The organism is Umezawaea tangerina (assembly GCF_003002815.1).
Taxonomy (GTDB): domain Bacteria; phylum Actinomycetota; class Actinomycetes; order Mycobacteriales; family Pseudonocardiaceae; genus Umezawaea; species Umezawaea tangerina.
On record NZ_PVTF01000010.1, the window covers coordinates 168,640 to 187,684 of the forward strand.

The 19,045-nt window shown below is 71.0% G+C and carries 18 protein-coding genes and 1 pseudogene; 8 read left to right on the forward strand and 11 right to left on the reverse strand.

Going from position 1 to position 19,045, the window contains the following annotated elements:
• The first annotated feature begins 51 nt into the window (after positions 1 to 51).
• The 3 genes from CLV43_RS31325 to CLV43_RS31335 are packed head-to-tail and all read left to right on the forward strand — an operon-like array spanning position 52 to position 2,497.
• Positions 52 to 825: an ABC transporter permease gene (locus CLV43_RS31325; RefSeq protein WP_342749822.1), complete on the forward strand. Its 774-nt coding sequence runs from the start codon at positions 52 to 54 to the stop codon at positions 823 to 825.
• Positions 822 to 1,898, forward strand: a complete 1,077-nt coding sequence (locus CLV43_RS31330; RefSeq protein ID WP_106191642.1) for a sensor histidine kinase — start codon at positions 822 to 824, stop codon at positions 1,896 to 1,898. Before CLV43_RS31325 ends, CLV43_RS31330 begins: the two co-directional genes overlap by 4 nt.
• A complete protein-coding gene (locus CLV43_RS31335; RefSeq protein ID WP_106191643.1) occupies positions 1,895 to 2,497 on the forward strand; it encodes a response regulator transcription factor in 603 nt (200 codons plus the stop codon). The genes CLV43_RS31330 and CLV43_RS31335 overlap by 4 nt, the downstream gene beginning before the upstream one ends.
• Before the next feature lie 410 nt (positions 2,498 to 2,907).
• Here CLV43_RS31335 and CLV43_RS31345 read toward each other — a convergent pair whose 3' ends face one another.
• Positions 2,908 to 3,867 (reverse strand): magnesium transporter CorA family protein, encoded by a 960-nt coding sequence (locus tag CLV43_RS31345; protein WP_106191645.1) that lies wholly within the window; start codon positions 3,865 to 3,867, stop codon positions 2,908 to 2,910.
• A gap of 9 nt (positions 3,868 to 3,876) precedes the next feature.
• Positions 3,877 to 5,235 (reverse strand): FAD-dependent monooxygenase, encoded by a 1,359-nt coding sequence (locus CLV43_RS31350; RefSeq protein WP_106191647.1) that lies wholly within the window; start codon positions 5,233 to 5,235, stop codon positions 3,877 to 3,879.
• 52 nt (positions 5,236 to 5,287) lie between these two features.
• Between CLV43_RS31350 and CLV43_RS31355 the strand changes: the two genes are divergently transcribed.
• Together CLV43_RS31355 and CLV43_RS31360 are read left to right on the forward strand one after the other, a co-directional pair.
• The gene (locus CLV43_RS31355) at positions 5,288 to 5,917 is read left to right on the forward strand and encodes a TetR/AcrR family transcriptional regulator C-terminal domain-containing protein (RefSeq protein WP_106191649.1); all 630 of its coding nucleotides are present in this window, start codon (positions 5,288 to 5,290) and stop codon (positions 5,915 to 5,917) included.
• Positions 5,914 to 6,315 (forward strand): ester cyclase, encoded by a 402-nt coding sequence (locus tag CLV43_RS31360; RefSeq protein ID WP_106191650.1) that lies wholly within the window; start codon positions 5,914 to 5,916, stop codon positions 6,313 to 6,315. The genes CLV43_RS31355 and CLV43_RS31360 overlap by 4 nt, the downstream gene beginning before the upstream one ends.
• 6 nt (positions 6,316 to 6,321) lie before the next feature.
• On the opposite strand, the gene CLV43_RS31365 is transcribed toward CLV43_RS31360, so the two are convergent.
• The 3 genes and pseudogenes from CLV43_RS31365 to CLV43_RS31375 all read right to left on the reverse strand — a co-directional run.
• On the reverse strand, positions 6,322 to 7,089 hold the full coding sequence (locus CLV43_RS31365; protein ID WP_106191652.1) for a pirin family protein: 768 nt from the start codon (positions 7,087 to 7,089) through the stop codon (positions 6,322 to 6,324).
• Positions 7,090 to 7,188: 99 nt separating this feature from the next.
• Complete coding sequence (locus CLV43_RS31370) at positions 7,189 to 8,073, reverse strand: SRPBCC family protein (protein WP_106191654.1); 885 nt, start codon at positions 8,071 to 8,073, stop codon at positions 7,189 to 7,191.
• Positions 8,074 to 8,156: 83 nt separating this feature from the next.
• Positions 8,157 to 8,462 (reverse strand): annotated as a pseudogene (locus tag CLV43_RS31375) (ArsR/SmtB family transcription factor); the annotation flags it as partial.
• Positions 8,463 to 8,676: 214 nt separating this feature from the next.
• Between CLV43_RS31375 and CLV43_RS31380 the strand changes: the two are divergent.
• Complete coding sequence (locus CLV43_RS31380) at positions 8,677 to 8,934, forward strand: hypothetical protein (RefSeq protein ID WP_245887126.1); 258 nt, start codon at positions 8,677 to 8,679, stop codon at positions 8,932 to 8,934.
• Between the two features lie 839 nt (positions 8,935 to 9,773).
• On the opposite strand, the gene CLV43_RS31385 is transcribed toward CLV43_RS31380, so the two are convergent.
• The 4 genes from CLV43_RS31385 to CLV43_RS31400 form a co-directional block, all read right to left on the reverse strand.
• Entirely contained in the window at positions 9,774 to 10,814 is a 1,041-nt protein-coding gene (locus CLV43_RS31385; protein WP_106191657.1) for a family 2 encapsulin nanocompartment cargo protein polyprenyl transferase, read from the reverse strand.
• A 13-nt stretch (positions 10,815 to 10,827) separates the two neighbouring features.
• Positions 10,828 to 12,225 (reverse strand): family 2B encapsulin nanocompartment shell protein, encoded by a 1,398-nt coding sequence (locus tag CLV43_RS31390; RefSeq protein ID WP_245887127.1) that lies wholly within the window; start codon positions 12,223 to 12,225, stop codon positions 10,828 to 10,830.
• 40 nt (positions 12,226 to 12,265) lie between these two features.
• Positions 12,266 to 13,684, reverse strand: a complete 1,419-nt coding sequence (locus CLV43_RS31395) for a family 2B encapsulin nanocompartment shell protein (RefSeq protein ID WP_106191660.1) — start codon at positions 13,682 to 13,684, stop codon at positions 12,266 to 12,268.
• 377 nt (positions 13,685 to 14,061) lie between these two features.
• The gene (locus tag CLV43_RS31400; RefSeq protein WP_106191662.1) at positions 14,062 to 15,033 is read right to left on the reverse strand and encodes an ABC transporter substrate-binding protein; all 972 of its coding nucleotides are present in this window, start codon (positions 15,031 to 15,033) and stop codon (positions 14,062 to 14,064) included.
• Positions 15,034 to 15,204: 171 nt separating this feature from the next.
• Between CLV43_RS31400 and CLV43_RS31405 the strand changes: the two genes are divergently transcribed.
• Both CLV43_RS31405 and CLV43_RS31410 read left to right on the forward strand, forming a co-directional pair.
• The gene (locus CLV43_RS31405; protein WP_106191663.1) at positions 15,205 to 15,708 is read left to right on the forward strand and encodes a YflT domain-containing protein; all 504 of its coding nucleotides are present in this window, start codon (positions 15,205 to 15,207) and stop codon (positions 15,706 to 15,708) included.
• A gap of 21 nt (positions 15,709 to 15,729) precedes the next feature.
• Complete coding sequence (locus tag CLV43_RS31410) at positions 15,730 to 16,590, forward strand: NAD(+)/NADH kinase (protein WP_106191665.1); 861 nt, start codon at positions 15,730 to 15,732, stop codon at positions 16,588 to 16,590.
• Between the two features lie 46 nt (positions 16,591 to 16,636).
• On the opposite strand, the gene CLV43_RS31415 is transcribed toward CLV43_RS31410, so the two are convergent.
• A complete protein-coding gene (locus tag CLV43_RS31415) occupies positions 16,637 to 17,338 on the reverse strand; it encodes a MerR family transcriptional regulator (protein WP_342749823.1) in 702 nt (233 codons plus the stop codon).
• 73 nt (positions 17,339 to 17,411) lie between these two features.
• On the reverse strand, positions 17,412 to 18,887 hold the full coding sequence (locus CLV43_RS31420) for an alpha/beta hydrolase (RefSeq protein ID WP_106191666.1): 1,476 nt from the start codon (positions 18,885 to 18,887) through the stop codon (positions 17,412 to 17,414).
• Positions 18,888 to 19,045: the final 158 nt, after the last annotated feature.

Genomic DNA, 19,045 nt, shown 5'->3' on the forward strand with positions numbered 1-19,045 from the left:
CTACTCGCGCGCGCGGCGTGCGGGACATGTGACCTGCAGAGGAGCTGTGGCGTGAGCGCGTCGGGAGTTGTCGGGCGGCCGGTCGGCCGGGAGCGTGGACCGGTCGGTCTGGGGCGGGTCTTCGTCGTGGAGCTCGTGGACGATCTGAGGGGTATCGTCCGCGAGCCCACGGCGTTGTTCTTCTCGATCGTGATGCCGGTGGGGTTCTTCGTGCTGTTCGTGTCGATGTTCGGGCGGCAGAACAGCGGGATGCTGGCGACCTTCGGGACGTTCGGCGTGCTGGCGGTGACGCTGATGAACCCCGGCATGGGGGTGGCGAAGGACCGGGAGCGCGGGTGGCTGCGGGCGAAGCAGGTGTCGGCGGTGCCGGTGTGGGTGACGTTGGCGGCCAAGGTGGCGGCGTCGTTCCCGTACGCGGTGGGGGTGCTGGTGGCGATGGCGGCGGCCGCGGCGGCGACGGGGTCGTTGAGCGCGACGCCGTGGCAGATGGCGCGGCTGGTCGTGGTGCTGCTGCTGGGCGCGTTCCCGTTCGCGCTGCTCGGGCTGGCGGTGGGGTTCCGGGCGAGCACGAACGCGGCGGCGGCGATCCTGAACGCGCTGCTGATGCCGTCGGCGATCTTCTCGGGGCTGTGGATGCCGCTGGCCTTCCTGCCCGCGTTCTTCTCGCACGTCGCGCCGTTCCTGCCGCCCTACCACCTGGCCCAGCTCGCGCTGGCGCAGCTCCAGCCGGGTGACGGGGTGCTCGGGCACGCGCTGGTGCTGGTCGCCATGACGGTCGTGAGCGCGGGACTGGCCGGTCTGTCCTATCGTTCCGCTCGACCATGACGACATCCCGCCTGCGCGTGTGGACCTGGGTGCACCTCGTGTACCTGGGTCTGCCCGCCTTCCAGCCGATCTTCGACCCGACCGCCGACGCGGGGGACTGGGCGCTGGTCGCGTTCATCGTGGTGGCGTTCCTGCCGATGTACGCGATGTCGCTGCTGCGCCCGTGGCAGGCGCGGTGGTGGCTGACGGTGCCCGCGACGGTGCTCGGCGTGCTCGCCGTGCACTTCAACGCGGGTGCGGCGGTCCTGTTCGTCTACGCGGCGGCGTGCGCGGGGCTGACCGAGACGCGGCGGACGGCGTTGAGGTGGTTCGGGTTCCTCACGACGCTGACCCTGGTGTTCGGGGTGCTCTCGGCGACCCCGATGCCCTACCGGCTGTGGAACGTCGTCCCGCCGGTGCTGTTCATCTGGGTGATCGGGCTGGTGCAGATCGCGGAGGCCGCCCGCGCCCGCGCCAACACCGAGCTGCGCATGGAGAACGCGCGGATCGAGCACCTGGCCACGGTGTCCGAGCGGGAGCGGATCGCGCGGGACCTGCACGACCTGCTGGGGCACTCGCTCACCGCCGTGGTGATGCGGGCGCAGCTGGTGGAACAACTGGTGGCCGTGGACCCCGAGCGGGCGCGGGCCGAGGTGCGCGAGATCGAGCGCACCGCGCGGGACGCCCTCAGCGAGGTCCGCGCCACCGTGAGCGGCTGGCGGCAGGCCAGCCTGGAGGCCGAGTTGGACGCCGCCCGAGGGGCGCTGGCGAGCACCGGGGTCGACCTGCACGTGCGCCGCGACCCCGACCTCGCCCTGCTGGGCTCCACCGAACACGCCCTCGCCCTCGCCGTCCGGGAGGCGATCACCAACGTCGCCCGCCACGCGGACGCCCGCACGTGCCAGGTCGGCATCCACGCCGTCGACGGCGAGCTGCGGGTCGTGGTGGCGGACGACGGCGTCGGCGGCGGAGCCGACGGCAACGGCCTGTCCGGCATGCGGGAGCGCATCGCCGCTCTGGGCGGCCGCGTCCACCGCACCGCCACCGAGGGCACCACCGTCACCATCGCCGTCCCCTTGCGGGTGGCGACGTGATCCGGGTCGTCCTCGCCGAGGACCAGGGCATGGTCCTCGGCGCCTTCGCCGCCCTCCTCGACCTCCAACCGGACATCGAGGTCGTCGCGGCCGTCTCCGACGGCGACGCGGCCCTCACCGCCGTCACCGAACACCGCCCCGACGTCCTGCTCACCGACATCGAGATGCCCGGCCGCTCCGGCCTGGACGTCGCCGCGGAGCTCCGCAGACGCGACGACCCCACCCGAGTCCTCATCGTCACCACCTTCGCCCGCGGCGGCTACCTCCGCCGCGCCATGGACGCGGGCGTCCTGGGCTACGTCCTCAAGGACGCCCCCATCGCCCAACTGGCCGACGCCCTCCGCGAGGTCCACGCCGGCCACCGCGTCATCGCCCCCGAACTCGCCGTCGCCGCCTGGGACTCCGCCGACCCGCTCACCGACCGCGAACGCGAGCTCCTGCGCGAAGTCCTCGACGGCGCCTCCAACACCGACATCGCCCACCGCCTCCACCTCGCCGAAGGCACCGTCCGCAACTACCTCTCCACCGCCATGGCCAAGCTCAACGCCCGCAACCGAACCGAAGCCGCCACCACCGCCCGCGACCACGGCTGGCTGTAAGTTCACAATGGACTCCGCGACCCGGCCACCCAACAACGCTGGAACCAAAGACAAGTCACCCAACGACACTGGCGGCAGCACACAAGTCACCCAGCGACGCTGGAACCAAAGGGCAAGTCGCCCAACAACGCTGGAAGCAGCACACAAGCCCCCAGCGACGCTGGAAGCGAGCATGCTCGTCCGCTCGTGCGGTCGGCTTGACTTGGGGTTTTTGGGCTTACAATGAGTCGGCGGGCAGGCTCTGCCACCTGCCCTTTTTCGCCCGACGAAGCCCAAAAAAGGGGCCCCAAGTCAAGCCGACCGCACCTGGGTCCGCTGTAGCGACACCCCCGGAGCCCCCCGCAGCGACACCCCCAGAGACCACGGCCCCCACAGCGCCCCCCGACACCGCCCAACCCTCCACAATAGACCTACAACCAGTCCCTCTTCTTGAACGTCGCGTACAACACCCCCGACAGCGCCACTATCGCCGCCGTCGACACCCAAAACCCCCAAGCCCTCTCGAACCCCGGATAGGGCAGGTTCTGCCCGTAGAACCCCGTGATCGCCGTGGGCACCGCGATGATCGCCGCCCAGCTCGTCACCTTCTTCATGATCATGTTCATCACGTTGCCCTGGGCCGTCAGCTGCGTCTCCCGCAGCGTCGTCGTCATCTCCCGCAACGACTCCGTCCAGTCCGTCACCCGCAGCACGTGGTCGTTGACGTCCTGGAAGTACGGCCTCAGCTCGTCGGTCACGATGGTGTCGTCGGTCCGCAGCAACGCCCCCACCACGTCCGCCATCGGCAGCTCCACCCGCCGCAGCATCACCAGGTTCTTGCGCAGCCGCAACGCCCGCCGCTGCATCCCCTTGTGGTCGGGGCGTTCCTCGAACAGCACGTCCTCGAGGTCCTCGATCTCGTCGTCGAGCTTCTGCGCGGCGGCCAGGTGCCCGTCGACGATCGAGTCCAGCAGCCCGTGCAGCAGGAAGCCGACCCCGACGCCGGACAGGTCGCCCGGTTCGTCCCACCGCTTCAGCACGTCCGCGAAGTCGAACTCGTCCCGGACCGTCACCAGCGCGCGGTCGGTGATGAACGCGGACACCTCGGTCGGGGCCAGGACCCCGTCGTCGAACCGGACGGCTTTCGCGGTCAGGAAGGAGTGCCCGTCGTACTGGTCGAACTTCGGCCGCTCGTGCTTGGCCAGCGCGTCCTCGATGGCGAGCGCGTGCAGTCCCAGCTCCTGCGCGATCGTGGCCAGGTCCTCCTGGCTCGGCGAGTGGAAGTCCACCCACACCACCGCGTCCGGGTCCTGGAGGTGGTCGGACACCTGGTCCAGGTCGAAGTCGGACGCCTCCAACCTGCCCTTGCGGTAGAGCCGCGTGCTCGCCATGCCTGAAGGCTAGTGGGTGGCCGGATCCGGGGCCGTGTCGCCGCTCGCCCACGCCACGTGGCCGTCGGGGCGGACCACCGCGCCGCGGACGTCCTCCCAGCCGTCGTGCTTGGCGGGCTCGTCGGTGAAGTCCAGCGGGACGTGCTTCCCGGTGCGCAGCAGGGTGAACAGGGTGGTGTCGCCGACCCGGAGGTCGGGCGCGCGGGTGCCGACCAGGGGGTGCGCGCCGCGGTCGTAGGCGACGGCGAGGCCGGACAGGCGTTCGGCGAGGGTGCGGGAGAACTCCGGCACGGTGGCGATGAGCCCGCTGAGCAGCGTGCGCAGCGCCAGCACCTCCGGGGTGGCCGCGTTCATCAGCGCGGTCTGCGCGCGGGTGCTGAGCAGCAGGTCCGCGCCGACCGGGTGGCGTTCGTCGTGGTAGCTGTCCAGCAGCCCGTGGGGCGCGGTGCCCAGCGCGGTCGCGGCGAGCTTCCAGCCGAGGTTCGTGGCGTCCTGCACGCCGACGTTGAGGCCGACCCCGCCCGCCGGGAAGTGCATGTGCGCGGCGTCGCCCGCGACCAGCACCCGGCCCCGGCGGTACCGCTCGGCCTGCCGGGTGGCGTTGCCGAACCGGGACAGCCAGTGCGGGTCGCGCATGCCGAAGTCGGTGCCGGTGATGGCGGTGACCGTGGCGCGCACCTCCTCCAGGGTCAGCTCGCCGGGGCGCTCGGTGTGGTCGGAACCGCCGACGAACCGGTGCGCACCGCCGGGCAGCGGCACCACCATCAGGCCGCCGTTGGGCCCGGAGACCGACAGCAGCGACGGCGGCGGGGAGTCCAGCACGACGTCGGCGAGCCATCCCCACGTCGTGTCCGGCGTGCCGGGGAAGGCGATGCCCGCGGCCTCGCGGACCGCGCTGCGGGTTCCGTCGCAGCCGACGACGTAGGCGGCCTCGACCTCGTAGGGCCCGTCGGGGCCGGTGACCCGGAGCGCCACCGAGTCGGCGTCCTGGCGCAGGCCGGTCACCTGGTGCCCGCGCAGGATCCGCGCGCCCCGCGTGCGCGCGTGCTCCTCCAGCAGCTCCTCGGTGCGGACCTGGGGGAGTGCCAGCGTGAACGGGAAGTCCGTGTCCAGCACGCGGAAGTCCATCCGGTCGTCCAGGCCGCCGAAGTGGCCGTTGGGGATGCGCAGCCCCTCGGCCAGGAACCGGTCCACGACACCGCGGAACGCCAGCACCTCCAGCGTTCGCGGGTGGATCGTCAGCGCCTTCGAGTGCGGGTCCCGCTCGGTGCGGGCCTCCAGGACGGTGACCGGCACCCCGCCCAGCCCCAGCTCGGCGGCCAACCACAGTCCGACGGGCCCGCCGCCGACGACCACTACCTGCTCCACGGAATCCTCCTTGGTCACTGACCAACAACTGGTGAGGCCGTACACTAGGTCAGTGACCAAGAAGTCCGCAACCGGCCTGGACCCGGACACCGTCGTGCGCGCCGCGCTGGAGCTGCTGGACGACAAGGGGGCCGACGCGGTGTCTGTCCGCGGCGTCGCGGACCGGCTCGGCGTCCGGATGAACACGGTGCTGTGGCACGCGAAGACCAAGGCGCGCCTGCTGGAGCTGATGGCCGACGCGATCGTCGCGGGCGCGACCGTGGAGGACCTGCCGGGACCGTGGCGCGACCGGGTCCGCGAACTGGCCCACCGCTACCGCCGCGCACTGCTGGCGCGGCGGGACGGGGCCCGGATCGTGGCCGGGACGTACGCCGCCGAACCCGCCACGCTCCGGTTCGCCGACACCATGGTCGGCGCGCTGCTCGACGCGGGATTCCCGGCGCGCCAAGCGGTCTGGGTGTGCTGGACGATCGTCTACTTCGTACTCGGGCTCACCCAGGAGGAGCAGGCGGTGCCCGAGGCGCTCGGCGAGGACTTCGCCCGCGTCCTCGCCTCCGGCGAGTACCCGTCACTGGCGCTGGCCCGCGAGCACTTCGAGGACGGCTCGTTCGACGAGCGCTTCGACCACGGGCTTTCCCTTGTGCTGCGCGGGTTGGCGCCCCAGGGGGAGGATGGGGTGTGACCGAAGACCTGGAAACCCGTTACCGCGCTTACCTCGCCGTCCTCAACGAGCGTCGTCTCGACGACCTCGCGCACCACCTGTGCGACGAGCTGACCTACAACGGCGAACCGATGACCCGGCAGCGCTACCAAGAACAGCGGGCCGCCGACATCGCCGCGATCCCGGACCTCTTCTTCGACGCGCACGTCGTCGTCGCCGCGGGCGACCGGGTGGCGTGCCGCCTGGTGTTCGACTGCACGCCGGTGGGCGAGTTCCTCGGCTTCGCGCCCACCGGCGGGCGGTTCGTGTTCGCGGAACACGTCTTCTACCGCTACGAGGAAGGGCGCATCGCCGAGGTGACCTCGTTGATCGACCGCGCGGCCATCGCGGAGCAGATCCGGTCCGGCGCCCACGGGTGAGGCCGGTCAGCCCGCGATCGTCGCGTGCATCTCCCACACCAGCACCTCGGCGGGCTCGGTCGCGGTCACCCGCTGGCCGCCGGTCGCCGTGAACCGCACCGCGTCGCCCTCGGCGAGCGCGCCCGCGCCCTCCAGGGTCACGGATCCCCGTGCCACGAACAGGTGCAGGAACGGCGCCTCGGGCAGCTCGACCGACTGGCCCGCCTGCAACCTGGCCGCGTGCAGGGCGGCGTACTTGTTCTTGATGCGGATGGCCGCCGCGCCCTCGTGGACGTCCATCCCGGACGCCACCGGCACGAGCCCGCCGCCCAGCAGGTCGTTGTCGATCTCCAGCTGCTCGTAGCCGGGCGTGATCCGGTTCTCGTCCGGCACCACCCACATCTGGATGAACCTGACCGGGTCCTGGTGGGCCGCGCCTTCCAGCCGCCACGAGTCGTTCTTCTCCGAGTGCATGATCCCGCGGCCCGCGCTCATCCGCTGCGCCAGACCGGGGTAGATGATCCCGGAGTGCCCCGTGGAGTCCTGGTGCACCAACGAACCCTGCAGCACCCAGGTCACGATCTCCATGTCCCGGTGCGGATGCGTCTCGAACCCCGCGCCCGGCCGCACGACGTCGTCGTTGTTCACCAGCAGCAGGCCGTGGTGGGTGTTGGCCGGGTCGTACTTCTGGCCGAACGAGAACGAGTGCTTCGAGTCCAGCCACGAGATCTTCGTGGCATCGCGCTCGGCCGAGCGGCGCACGTCCACCTGCGGCTGCAAGGTGCTCTGGCTCATAACTGGACCCTCTCCCGAGTTGATGTGTCACCTACGCTCGGTGGAACCTAGTTGACGGTGCAACTATTCCCGGATCGGGGCCGGATGGCCAGTGGAGGCTCACGCGTAGTGCTTGCGGAGCTCCTCGGTGCGGTCCTCGGGCCACGGGCAGCGGACCTCGCCGAGGACGGCGGCGAAGAACAGCTCCAGGTGGACGTGCCAGGCGGCGAGCACGAGCGCGGGGTCCGCGGTGGCGTCCAGGACGTGGGTGAGGGTGACGCGGGTGCCCAGGTCGGCGTCCTGGGTGACCTCCCAGTGGACGGGGCCGTAGGCGAGGACGTGCGGGGCGGCGACCTCGGTGAGCGGTCCGGTGGGGACGTGCGGGTTGGTGGCGCGCGGCGGCGGGGCGTCGCCGGTCGCGGGCTCGGTGTTCTCGGTCAGCAGGGCCCACACGTCGGCGGCGGGTTTCCAGACGAGGTCGCGGGTGAAGCGGACGACACCGTCCTCCAACGTGCCCTCGTCGAGGCCGAACTCGCGGATGTAGGCCTCCATGGGGGCCAGGTGGTCGCCGGGCGGTGCGGGTTCGCGGCCGTCGAGGTGCGCGTCCAGCGCGGCCAGGCAGGTGTCCCAGCCGTAGGCGTTGCGGCCCGCGGAGAGGCGGTCGCCGAGGGTCTGGGTGAAGTGGAGGGTGCAGCCGGTGGCGGTGGGGACGAGCTCGAAGCGCAGGACGTCGGAGTTCCACCGGAAGGAGAAGACCTTCGGCGGGTCGACCTCCAGGACCTCGCCCGTGCCGCCCTCGTCGACCGGGGCCTCGCTGGGGAACGTGAAGCGGATCCTGGCGCCGGGGCGGAGGTCGAGCTCGACGGCCGCAGGGAACCAGGCCGCCAGTTCGCTCGGCTGGGTGATGGCGCGCCACACCTTGGCGGGGGAGTGGGGGAGGGTGCGGCGGAAGCGGAGGACCGGGTGGCCGTCGAGGGTGTCCAGTGCGGCTCGTGGGGTGGTCACGGGGTGGTCCCTTCTGCGCTGTCGTCGGCCGTGGTGCCGTTGGGTGTGCTGTCGTTGGGTGTGCTGTCGTCGGGGGTGCTGTCTTCGGGCATGGTGTCGAGGTGGCGTTCGAGGGCGTCGAGGCTGTGCTCCCACATGCGGCGGTAGGGGGCCAGCCAGGCGTCGATCTCGGCCAGGGGTTGGGGGCGGAGGCGGTACCAGCGGCGTTGGGCGTCCTGGCGGACGTCGACGAGGCCTGCCTCGCGGAGAACCTTCAGGTGCTTGGAGACCGTGGGCTGGGTGAGGGTGAGGCGGTCGACCAGGTCGCCCACGGGGCGTTCGCCGGTCCGCAGGAGGTCGAGGATCTCGCGTCTGCTCGGGTCGGCGAGGATCGCGAACGTTGATGCCATGTGGGCAATATAGCCGGATTGACATACTCAAGCAAGTAACGCGGGGGCGTGCGAGGCTGACATACCGGGCACTCGTCGGAACCGGAGGCTGTCCACCATGGTTCGAGCGCTGGTCGTCGTGTTGGCCCTGGTTCTTGGGTCCTGTGCTTCGCCGGTGGAGGGGCCTGTTGTGCCGGTGCCTTCGTCGGTTGTGTCTTCCTCTGCGACTTCCTCCGTGACGGCGGTGGTGAGGTCGTCCGAGGTGGTGAAGATGTGCACGGTGCCCGATGTGATGGGGATGGTGCACCAGGACGCGCAGGACGCGATGCAGGCCAGTGGGTTGTACGTGCTGCTGGAGAGGGATGCGACGGGGCAGGGGCGGTTGTTGATCAATGATCGGAACTGGACTACCACCGGGCAGATGTCGGGGCCTGGGGAGGTTGTGGACTGTGGGACGACGGTGACGTTGTCGGCCAAGAAGGTGGGGGAGTAGGTGGGGGGGTGTCCGGGGGTGTGGTTTGTTTGGTGGGCCCCGGTCTTTGCTCTCTTGTCTTGTGAGTTTGGCTCTTGCTTGCTGGTGGAGTCTGGTGGCTGGTTCGCTGGTTGCGCGGGGTCTGACCTCGGGCTCTCTTGAGCTGTGAGGCTCGGCCCTCGGCCCTCGGCCCTCGGCCCTCGGCCCTTGCGCGGTGCGCAGTCCGGCCTTCGGTCCTTCCGTGGTGCGAAGTCCGGCGCCCGGCCCTCTCGCCGCGCAAGCCCGGCGCCCGGCCGTCCCACTTCTGGGAAGCCTGGCCCCTGGTCTCCCAATCCCTGGTGAAGCCCGGCCCCCGGCCCTCCCATCCCTGGTGAAGCCCGGCCCCCGGCCCTCCCATCCCTGGTGAAGCCCGGCCCCCGGCGCGCGATTGTCTCAATGCCCGATCTTGCTTGTCAAGATGATAAAGCCATCTTGACAAGCAAGATCGGGCAGGAGGGCGCTGTGGATCGGGGGCAGAGGGGAAGTCTGGCTTCGCCAGCATCGAGCGCCGCTCGACTCAAGCATCAGGCTTCGCCTGACTCAGGCATCGGACTTCGTCCGACAAGGCCCCAGGCGCTCCGCGCCGGATGCGCGCTGGCGGGCTTCGCCCCGTTGGCTGTTGAGGTCGGCTTCGCCATCGGTTGGGGGCGGTGGGTGGGGCGGTGGGTGGGTGTTTGCGCTTTGGTGGATGTGGATTGGGCCCAGGACCTTCCGGTGCGAAGGTCCTGGGCCCGTGGGCGGCACTCGTCTGGCCCGGCGAGTGTCGCGGATTGGGCCGACCCGCTGGGTGTCGGTCGGTGACGTGGCAGCGGGTCGGGGATCTAGTGGTCGCGGTGGGTGGCCAGTTCGGCGAGGGCGTCCAGTTCCGCGGCGGCGCGGGGGCGGGGGGTGGCGTTGGTGAGGTGGGTGCGGGCGCGGGTGAGGAGGTCGTCGGCGCGGGCTTGGCTCCAGGCGCGGCCGCCTGCCAGGTCGACCAGGTCGGCGGCGCGGCTGAGGTCGGAAGGGGAGAGGGGGTGGTCGGAGTGGTAGAGGGTGTCGAGTTCGCGGCCTGCCTCGGTGCCGGAGTTGAGGGCGGCGACGACCGGGAGGGACTTCTTGCGGTTGCGGAGGTCGGAGAAGACGGGTTTGCCGGTGACGGACGGGTCGCCCCAGATGCCGAGGAGGTCGTCGGCGAACTGGAAGGCGAGACCGAGGGCCTCGCCGAAGCCGCGCAGCTCCTGGACCTGCTGGGTGCTGCCGCCGCCGAAGAGGGCGCCGATGGCGCAGGCGCAGCCGAGCAGGGCACCGGTCTTGCCCTCGGCCATCTTCACGCACTCGAGCAGGTCGACGTCGCCGCGCTCCTCGAACGCCATGTCCGCGGCCTGCCCGTCGAGCAGGCCCTGGACGGAGGCGCTGATCATCCGCATGCCCTGCTGGGCGGACGGGTGACCGCTGTCGGCGAGGACGTCGAGCGCCAGCGCGAGCATGGAGTCGCCCGCGAGGATGGCCGAGTTGACGCCGAACACGCTCCACGCCGTCGGCCGGTGCCTGCGGGTGGTGTCGCGGTCCATCACGTCGTCGTGCAGCAACGAGAAGTTGTGCACGAGCTCGACGGCGACCGCGGCGCTCATCGCCGCGGCGGCGACGCTGCCGACGGCCTCGGCCGCGAGCAGCGTCAGGGCGGGGCGGATCGCCTTGCCGCTGTTGCCGCCGGTCGGCTGGCCGTGCTCGTCGCGCCAGCCGAAGTGGTACCCGGAGATGACGCGCATCGACTCGGGCATCCGCTCGACCGCGCCGCGCAGGGCCGGTTCGACACCGAACCTGCTCCACGACAGCACCTCGTGCGCCGAGCGGACCGCCTGCTTGTCCTCGACATCGGTCATGACCCGTCCTCCCTCAGCGGTCGATCTCGACGTTCTCGAGCACGCCGAGCGCGTCGGGAACGAGCACGGCCGCCGAGTAGTAGGCGCTGACCAGGTAGGACAGGACGGCCTTGTCGTCGATGCCGGTGAAGCGCACCGACAGGCCGGGCTCGTACTCGTCGGGCAGACCGGTCTGGTGCAGGCCGATCACGCCGTTCTCCTGCTCGCCGACCCGCATCGCGAGGACGGAGCTGGTGCCCGTGGAGGAGATCGGGATCTTGTCCGACGGCAGGATCGGCACGCCGCGCCACGTGTTGACCTTCGTGCCGTTGTAGTCCATCGGCGTCGGGTACAGGCCGCGCTGGTTGAGCTGGCGGCCGAACGCGGCGATCGTGCGCGGGTGCGCCAGGAAGAACGCGGTCTTGCGGCGACGGCTGAGCAGGTCGTCCATGTCGTCCGGGGTGACCGGCCCGGTGCGGGTGTGCAGCCGCTGCTTGAGGTCCGCGTTGTGCAGCAGACCGAACTCCGGGTTGTTCAGCAGGTCGTGCTCCTGCCGTTCCCGCAGCGCCTCCACGGTCAGCCGGACCTGCTGCTGGACCTGGTCCATCGGGTGGTTGTAGAGGTCCGCGACGCGGGTGTGCACCCGCAGCAGGGTCTGGGCGACGCTGAGCTCGTACTCCCGCGGCGACAGCTCGTAGTCGACGAACGTGCCGGGCAGCTCCACCTCGCCCTCGTGGCCCGAGGACATCTCGATCGACGCCTCGCCCGCCTTGTTGCTCGGCTTCCCGGACCGCGCGACGAACCCCTGGATGTGCGCCCGCAGCGCGTCGGCCTGGCCGTTGAGCCGCTGCACCTCCCGCCACGGCAGGACGAGCACGATGGTGGGCGTGACGGCCCTGACCGTGAACGGCCACTCGTCGACGGTCCCGGTGAGCACCTCGTCGCCGAAGTGGTCGCCGTCGGCCAGCACGCCGAGCGAGGTCTCCTCGCCGTAGTGGCCGACACCGGTCGCGCTGACCTTGCCGTGCGCGATCAGCACGACCTCGTCGGCCGCGCGACCGGCCCGCACGATCACCTCACCGGGCGCGAACTCCCGCTGCTGGAAGCGGTCGGCGAGCGCGCTGAGCACCGCGTCGTCGTCGAAATCGCGCAGCGCGGGCAGCTCGCGCAGCTCCTGGGGGATCACCCGCACCGCGGTACCGGTGTTGGTGAAGGTCACCCGGCCGTCGCCGACGGCGTAGCTGAGCCTGCGGTTCACCCGGTACGCGCCACCGCTCGCCTCGACCCACGGCAGCGAGCGCAGCAGCCAGCGGGGGGTGATGCCCTGCATCTGCGGCGCCGACTTGGTGGTCGACGCCAGGTTGCGCGCCGCCCTCGTGCTCAGGCTCGAAGGCGCGGCGGCCTCTTCGAGGCCCGGATCTGTCACCGTCACGTGTCTTCCCATCTCCTGACGTGCCTACCGACGGACGGATCTAGCCCTCGCGGCCGATCTCGACGTTCTCCAGCACGCCGAGGGCGTCCGGCACGAGGATCGCGGCCGAGTAGTAGGCGCTGACCAGGTAGGAGATGACGGCCTTCTCGTCGATGCCCATGAACCGCACGGACAGGCCGGGCTGGTACTCGTCGGGCAGGCCGGTCTGGTGCAGGCCGACGACGCCCTGGTTCTGCTCGCCGACGCGCATCAGCATCACCGAGCTGGTCCGGGTCTGGCTGATGGCGATCTTGTTGCACGGCAGGATCGGCACCCCGCGCCACGACGGGACCTGGTGGCCGCCCAGGTCGGTGCTGGCCGGGTAGAGGCCGAGCTTGCTGCACTCGCGGCCGAACGCGGCGATGGTGCGGGGGTGCGCCAGGAAGTAGCTGGGCTCCTTCCACACCGTGGCGAGCAGGTCGTCCATGTCGTCGGGGGTGGGCGGGCCGGAACGGGTGTGGATGCGCTGGCCGAGGTCGGCGTTGGCGAGCAGGCCGAACTCGCGGTTGTTGACCAGCTCGTGCTCCTGGCGCTCGCGCAGCGCCTCGATGGTCAGCCGCAGCTGCTGCTCGACCTGGTCCATCGGCTGGTTGTAGAGGTCCGCGACGCGGCTGTGCACGCGCAGGACCGTCTGGGCGACGCTGAGCTCGTACTCGCGGGGGGAGAGCTCGTAGTCGACGAACGTGCCGGGCAGCTCCACCTCGCCCTCGTGGCCGGAGGACATCTCGATCGACGCCTCGCCGCTCTCGTCGCGCTTGTCGTTCTCGCCGCGCGCACGGGCGTGCTGGATGTGCTCGCGCAGGCCGCCCGCGGCGCCGTTCATCTCCTCGAACGAGCGCCAGTCCAGGGTCAGCACGGTGACCGGGGTGACCGCCTTGACGGTGAACTCCCACTCGCCCTGCGGACCGGCCAGCACCTCGCCGCCGAAGTGGTCGCCGTCGGCGAGCACGCCGAGGGCCGTCTGGTCGCCGAACTCGCCGACGCCGATCTTGTTGACCTTGCCGTGCGCGATCAGGAACACGGTGTCGGCCCGCTGGCCGGACTCGACGATCAGGTCGCCGGGCGCGTACTCGCGCTGCACGAACTTCAGCGAGAGCGCGGTGAGCACCGCCTCGTCGTCGTACCCGCGCAGCAGCGGCAGCTCGCACAGCTCCTGGGGGATCACCCGGATCTCGGCGCCGGTGTTGGTGAAGGTCACCCGGCCGTCGCCGACCGCGTAGCTCAGGCGCCGGTTGACCCGGTAGGCACCGCCCGCCGCCTGCACCCACGGCAGGACCTTGAGCAGCCACCGCGAGGAGATGCCCTGCATCTGCGGCACGGACTTGGTCGTCGTGGCCAGGTTCCTGGCCGCCGCCGTCGCCAAGCTCGATTGCGCACGACCCGAATCCACGTCCGACGAGGGGTTGTCCGTCACAGTCACCCGACATACCGCCTATCCGCTTGCGCGCCGCTGGTGGCGCGTGAGGGAACTCAATTCACGAACAATGGACTTGTTCGTGGCGGTCAGACGTTAACCAGCCGGAGCACGTGGGGGGAAGCGGCCAAAACGGCGTCCTCCCATGGTGTGACCAGCGGAGATGTTGGGCACTCGCTGTGTACATGATGGACGGATCGCACTACATCGGGTGAATTTTCCAGGTCGGTACGACTAAGTCGCGCCGACCTGGAATTCGTAACTCCAATGCTCTAATGAGAACCACTCCATCGTGGGTCTCAAGTCGTGGAAACCGCGAACAACATCGTGAAAATTGCAACTCGGGAGACGAAGTTCCCACGGTCGGTCAAACGGGTAAGGGCTTACTTCCGCAATGCTGCGGTGAACAGCGGGACCGCGTTCTTGATCGCGTAGGAGACGCCGAGGGTCGAGCCGCTGGAGAACGCGTCCGACAGCGCCTTGTCGTCGAGGATGACGAGGTGCCCGGCCTTGGCCGACGGGATGTTGTTGAGCACCTGGTCGGACCGCAGCACGCCCGCATCGGTGCCGATCGGGAACACGACGGTCAGGTCGGCGTCCAGCAGGCCCAGCTGCTCGGTGGAGATCTCCACGTAGAACGTGCCCTTGGCCAGCGAGTCGATCTCCTTCTTGGTGCCGAAGCCGAGCTCCTCCATGAAGTCCACCCGGCCGTCGCCGGGCACGTAGGCGCCGTACTGGTTGCCGAAGTAGGTGCCGACCACGGCGGTCTTGCCGGAGAACGTCGCCGCGTCCTTGAACTCCTTCTCGACGGTCGCGATGAGCTCCGTGCCCTTGTCCGGCTTGCCGAGCGCCTTGGAGACCAGCTCCATCTGCTGGCGCCAGGTCGTGCCGTAGGGGATGACGTCCTTCGGCGCGGCGATCGTCGGCGCGATCTTGGACAGCGTCTCGTTGGTCTTCGCGTCCAGGTTGGACCGGGTGTTGAGGATCAGGTCGGGCTGCAGCGCCGCCACGGCCTCGAAGCTCAGCTCCTGGGTGCCCAGGATGGTCGGCGCCTTCTCGTACAGGCCCTTGGCCCACGGGCCGACGCCCTCGCCGCCGAAGGCGAGCCAGTCGCTCGCGCCGACCGGCTGCACGCCGAGCGCGAGCGCGGTCTCCGCGTCCGACCAGCCGAGCGCGACCACGCGGGTGGGCGCCTTCTCGACCTCGACCTGCCCGAACATGGTGTCGACGGTCACCGGGAACGCGGAGCCCGCACCCGAGGACGTGCCGCCCGCCTCGGGGGTCGAGGAGCTGCCGCACGCGGCCAGCGATGCGGTCAGGAGGACTGTCAGGAGCCCGATGGCGGCGCGCTTCATGTTCACCCGTTCGTTCTAGAGTTTAGGTAACCCTAAGCTAACACGCTGGTGGGCTGACTGAGAATCGCCTGTGAAGTCCCGGTGAGGGGCACGATTCGTCGGTGCGCCGTCGTTGAAAGGGACGTAAGAGCGAAAACGCCCCCACGGGGGTCGTTCACAGAGGTGAGTGAGATGACAGCGTTCATGCAGTCCCCGTCGACGGTGAACATCCCGACGCTGCCCGAGGGATGGCCGATCGCTTCGTACAGCACCTACCAGGAGGCCCAGCGCGCGGTGGACCACCTCGCCGACAGCGCCTTCCCCGTGCAGGGCATCACGATCGTCGGCGTCGAGCCGATGCTGGTCGAACGGGTCGCGGGCAGGCTGACCTGGGGCAAGGTCCTCGGCAGCGCGGCCGCCTCCGGCGCGTGGCTCGGCCTGTTCGTCGGCCTGCTGCTCAGCCTGTTCACACCCGGCGCCGGGTTCGCGCCGATCGCGATCGGCCTCGTCGGCGGCATCGCGTTCGGGCTGGCCACGTCGGCCGCCCGCTACGCCGCGACCCGCGGGCAGCGCGACTTCATCTCGACCAGCCAGGTCGTCGCCCGCCGCTACGACGTGCTCAGCGTCCCCGCCAACGCCCAGCGCGGCCGCGACATGCTCGCGACCCTGGCGATGAAGGGCCCGCAGGTCGCCTGACCCGCCCGTAGAGTCCGGGTCATGACGGAGATCGGTGCGGTGGGCCTCGTCCTGCACCCGCGCAGGGACTGCGCCCAGGTGATCGGCACCATGGTCGACTGGGCGCGGTCCCGCGACATCAAGCTGTTCGGCGTCGAGTCGGAGGTGGAGCGCGCGAGGGGCGCGGTCTCCTCGATCGGCGCCGAGGACCTCGCCGGCCGGGTCGACCTGCTGGTCAGCCTCGGCGGCGACGGCACCATGCTCCGCGCGATGCGCCTGGGCATCCCGGACCGGACGCCGGTCCTCGGCGTCAACCTCGGCAAGCTCGGCTTCCTCGCCGAGATCGACCCGCCGGAGCTGACCGACGCCCTGTGCGCGATCGACGAGCACCGGTTCACCACCGAGCCCCGCTCCGGCCTGCGGGCCGTGACCGGGGACAAGGACGCCATCGCCTTCAACGACGTGGCCCTGGTCCGCGTCCCCGGCAACGGCATGACGGCGGTCCGCCTGCACGTCGAGGGCCACCCGTTCGTCAGCTACTCGGCCGACGCCGTGGTCGTGGCCACCCCGACCGGCTCGACCGCGTACAGCTTCAGCGCAGGCGGGCCGATCATCTCGCCGCGCGCGGAGGGGCTGCTGATCACCCCCGTGGCGCCGCACTCCACGTTCAACCGCGCGGTGTTCCTGTCCGGCGGGGAGAAGCTGGCGCTGGAGATCACCGGGAGCGAGGTCGGGGTGGAGGCGGACGGCCAGCTCATCGGGTACGTGGGAGCCGGGACGGTGATCGACATCGAGGTGCTTCCCGCGGCCGCGCAGGTGGTCCGCCTCGGGCGGACGACGTTCTACCAGAGGGCCCAGCGGAAGTTCGGGTTGAGCGGGTTCACCAGCCAGGGCGAGGTCTGACGACGGCCGAGCACCCGATGGTCGCGGAGCGGACCGAGGACCGCGGCTACCGGCCTTGCAGGAGTGCGTCCAGCCGCCGCAGGACGTCGACCTGGGCGGGGTTGTACACCTCGACCAGCCCACGGGCGGCGACCGACATCGCGGTCGTGTCGCCGTGCGGGGTCGGGTCGAGCAGCGCCGGGAAGTCCTCGCGCTGACGGCGGGCGACGGGAGCGAGGCGCTCGGCGAGGTCCTGGCGGACGGCGGGGTCCGCGTCCGCGGGCAGCGCGTCGAACTCCGCGTCGATCGGCAGGCGCGGCAACGCGTGGAGCTCCCGCAGCGCCGCCGTGGCCGCGGGGTTCAGGACGCGGGAGAAGAGCAGCAGGAGGGACCGTTCGCCCTCCGCCGCCCCGGCGTCGGCGGCGAACCCCGGTGGCAGGTCGGCCAGGGCCCGGTGCCGCAGGACGCGGGCCAGCTCCTCGCGCATCCGCTGCTTGCGCTCGACGTCCGCGGCCAGCTCGGCGTCCAGCTCGCGCAGCGCCCGTTCCGCGTTCTCGTCCGAGACCTCCATCCCGGCGATCGTGGCCAGCGGCACGCCCAGGTCGACGAGCCTGCGGATCCGCAGGAGCCGGACCAGGTGGGGGACCCGGTACTGCTTGTAGCCGTTCGCCTTCCTGTCCGGTTCCTCCAGCAACCCGATCCGGTGGTAGTGCCGGACGGTCTTCAGCGTCGTGCCCGCCAGCTCGGCCACCTGGCTCGTGCTCCACACCACCGCCACCGCCCTTCGCGCCCTTCCCCGCACCGGCACGGTAGCGACCGGCGCGGCGACGAGGAGCGGGTCCTCACCTCCCGCCGCGTTCGGCCGCGCACGCGACGTCGTCGTGCGGAAGCCGTCCGGTGGCGAGGAAGTCCGTCGTGGTGTCGTTGAGGCACTTGTTGCCCAGGTAGAGGTAGGCGAGGTGGCCGCCCTGGTCGGCGGTGACCATCCGGGCGCGCTCGCCGAAGGCGTTGCGGAGCTCGCGGGCGCCCGCCAGCGGTGTGGACGGGTCGCGGAGGTTCTGCACGACGAGCACGTTCGCCGGACCCTTGCCGGTGATCCGCACCGGGGGCTCGGTGGGCTCCCACGGCCAGAACGCGCACGGCCGGATGTTGGCCGCGGCCGCGCCGAACTTCGGGTGGCGGACGCGGTCGGCCTCGACGTCGCGCTGGTAGGCGGCCACCGACTCCGGCCAGTCGGAGTCGTTGCACATCACCGCGAGCTGGCTCGCGACGGGGTTGTCGACCGGGTCGGTGGCGGGAGGTCCGGCCGAGGGCGGCGGCAGCGGCTGTCCACCGCGGACGGCCCGCCAGATCTCGGCCAGCTCGGGCAGCCAGGCGTCCAGGTAGAGCTTCTCGAGCGTGACGTGCCGGAACCGCCTGCCGTCGAAGCCATCGGGCCTCGGTGCCGCGTCCAGCTCGGCGGCCAGCTCGGAGTACGTCGCCTCCACCTCCGCCGGTGTGGTGCCCAGGCCGTACTCGGGACGCGCGGCGACGAACTCCGCGAAGTCCGGGAACCTGTCCTCGAAACCCCTCCCGAACCCGCGCGAGGCCTCGACGTCCGGCCCGCCGGGACCGAGCGCGCTGTCGAGCACGACCCTGTCGGTGCGTTCCGGGAACAGGGTGGCGTAGACCGCGCCGAGGTAGGTGCCGTAGGAGATGCCGAGGTAGGAGATCTTCCGCTCGCCCAGCGCCTGGCGGACCCGGTCCACGTCGCGCGCGGTGTTCGCGGTGGTGATGTGGGGCAGCACCGATGCCGTCGCCGAGGATCCGCACCGCCCGGCGGTCTCCGCCATCCGCTCGGCGCGTTCGGCGACGTCGGCCGGGGTCAGCGCGTACTCGGGGATGTTCGCGGTCAGCGTGGCCTGCTCCGGCTCCAGGCCGCAGGTGACCGGGGAGCTGTACCCGACCCCGCGCGGGTCCATGCCGATCACGTCGTAGGCGTCCTGGACGCTCGGCGGCAGCCGGTAGAGCTTCAGGACGGCCGGGTAGACCAGTCCGGGGCTGCCGGGCCCACCGGAGTTGGTCAGCAGCACGCCGCGGCGCTTCCGCGGATCCGCGGCGGCCAGCCGCGAGATCGCGATGCCGATCTTCCGACCGCCGGGGTCCCGGTAGTCCAGGGGGACCTCGACCGTCGCGCACTCCAGGCCCGGCACGGCGGCGTCGCCGGGACATCCGCCCCACACCAGGGTGTTCGCCGGGGCGCCCGGTGTCGCCGTCGACGCCGGGGCGCAGGTCGCCACCACCAGGGCGGCGAGGATGGGTAGTGCGGTTCTGCGCATGGGTGCTCCTCCCGAGGCGGTCCACAGCGGACCGGACGTGCCCCGAGGGGACACCGTGCCCTCGGGGCACGGTCAAGCCGAACCGGGGGTCGTCACCCGAGCCGAGCCGTGGTGTGCGCCGGTTCTCCTTGTCCCCCAACGCTTCCGTGCCTGTCGGT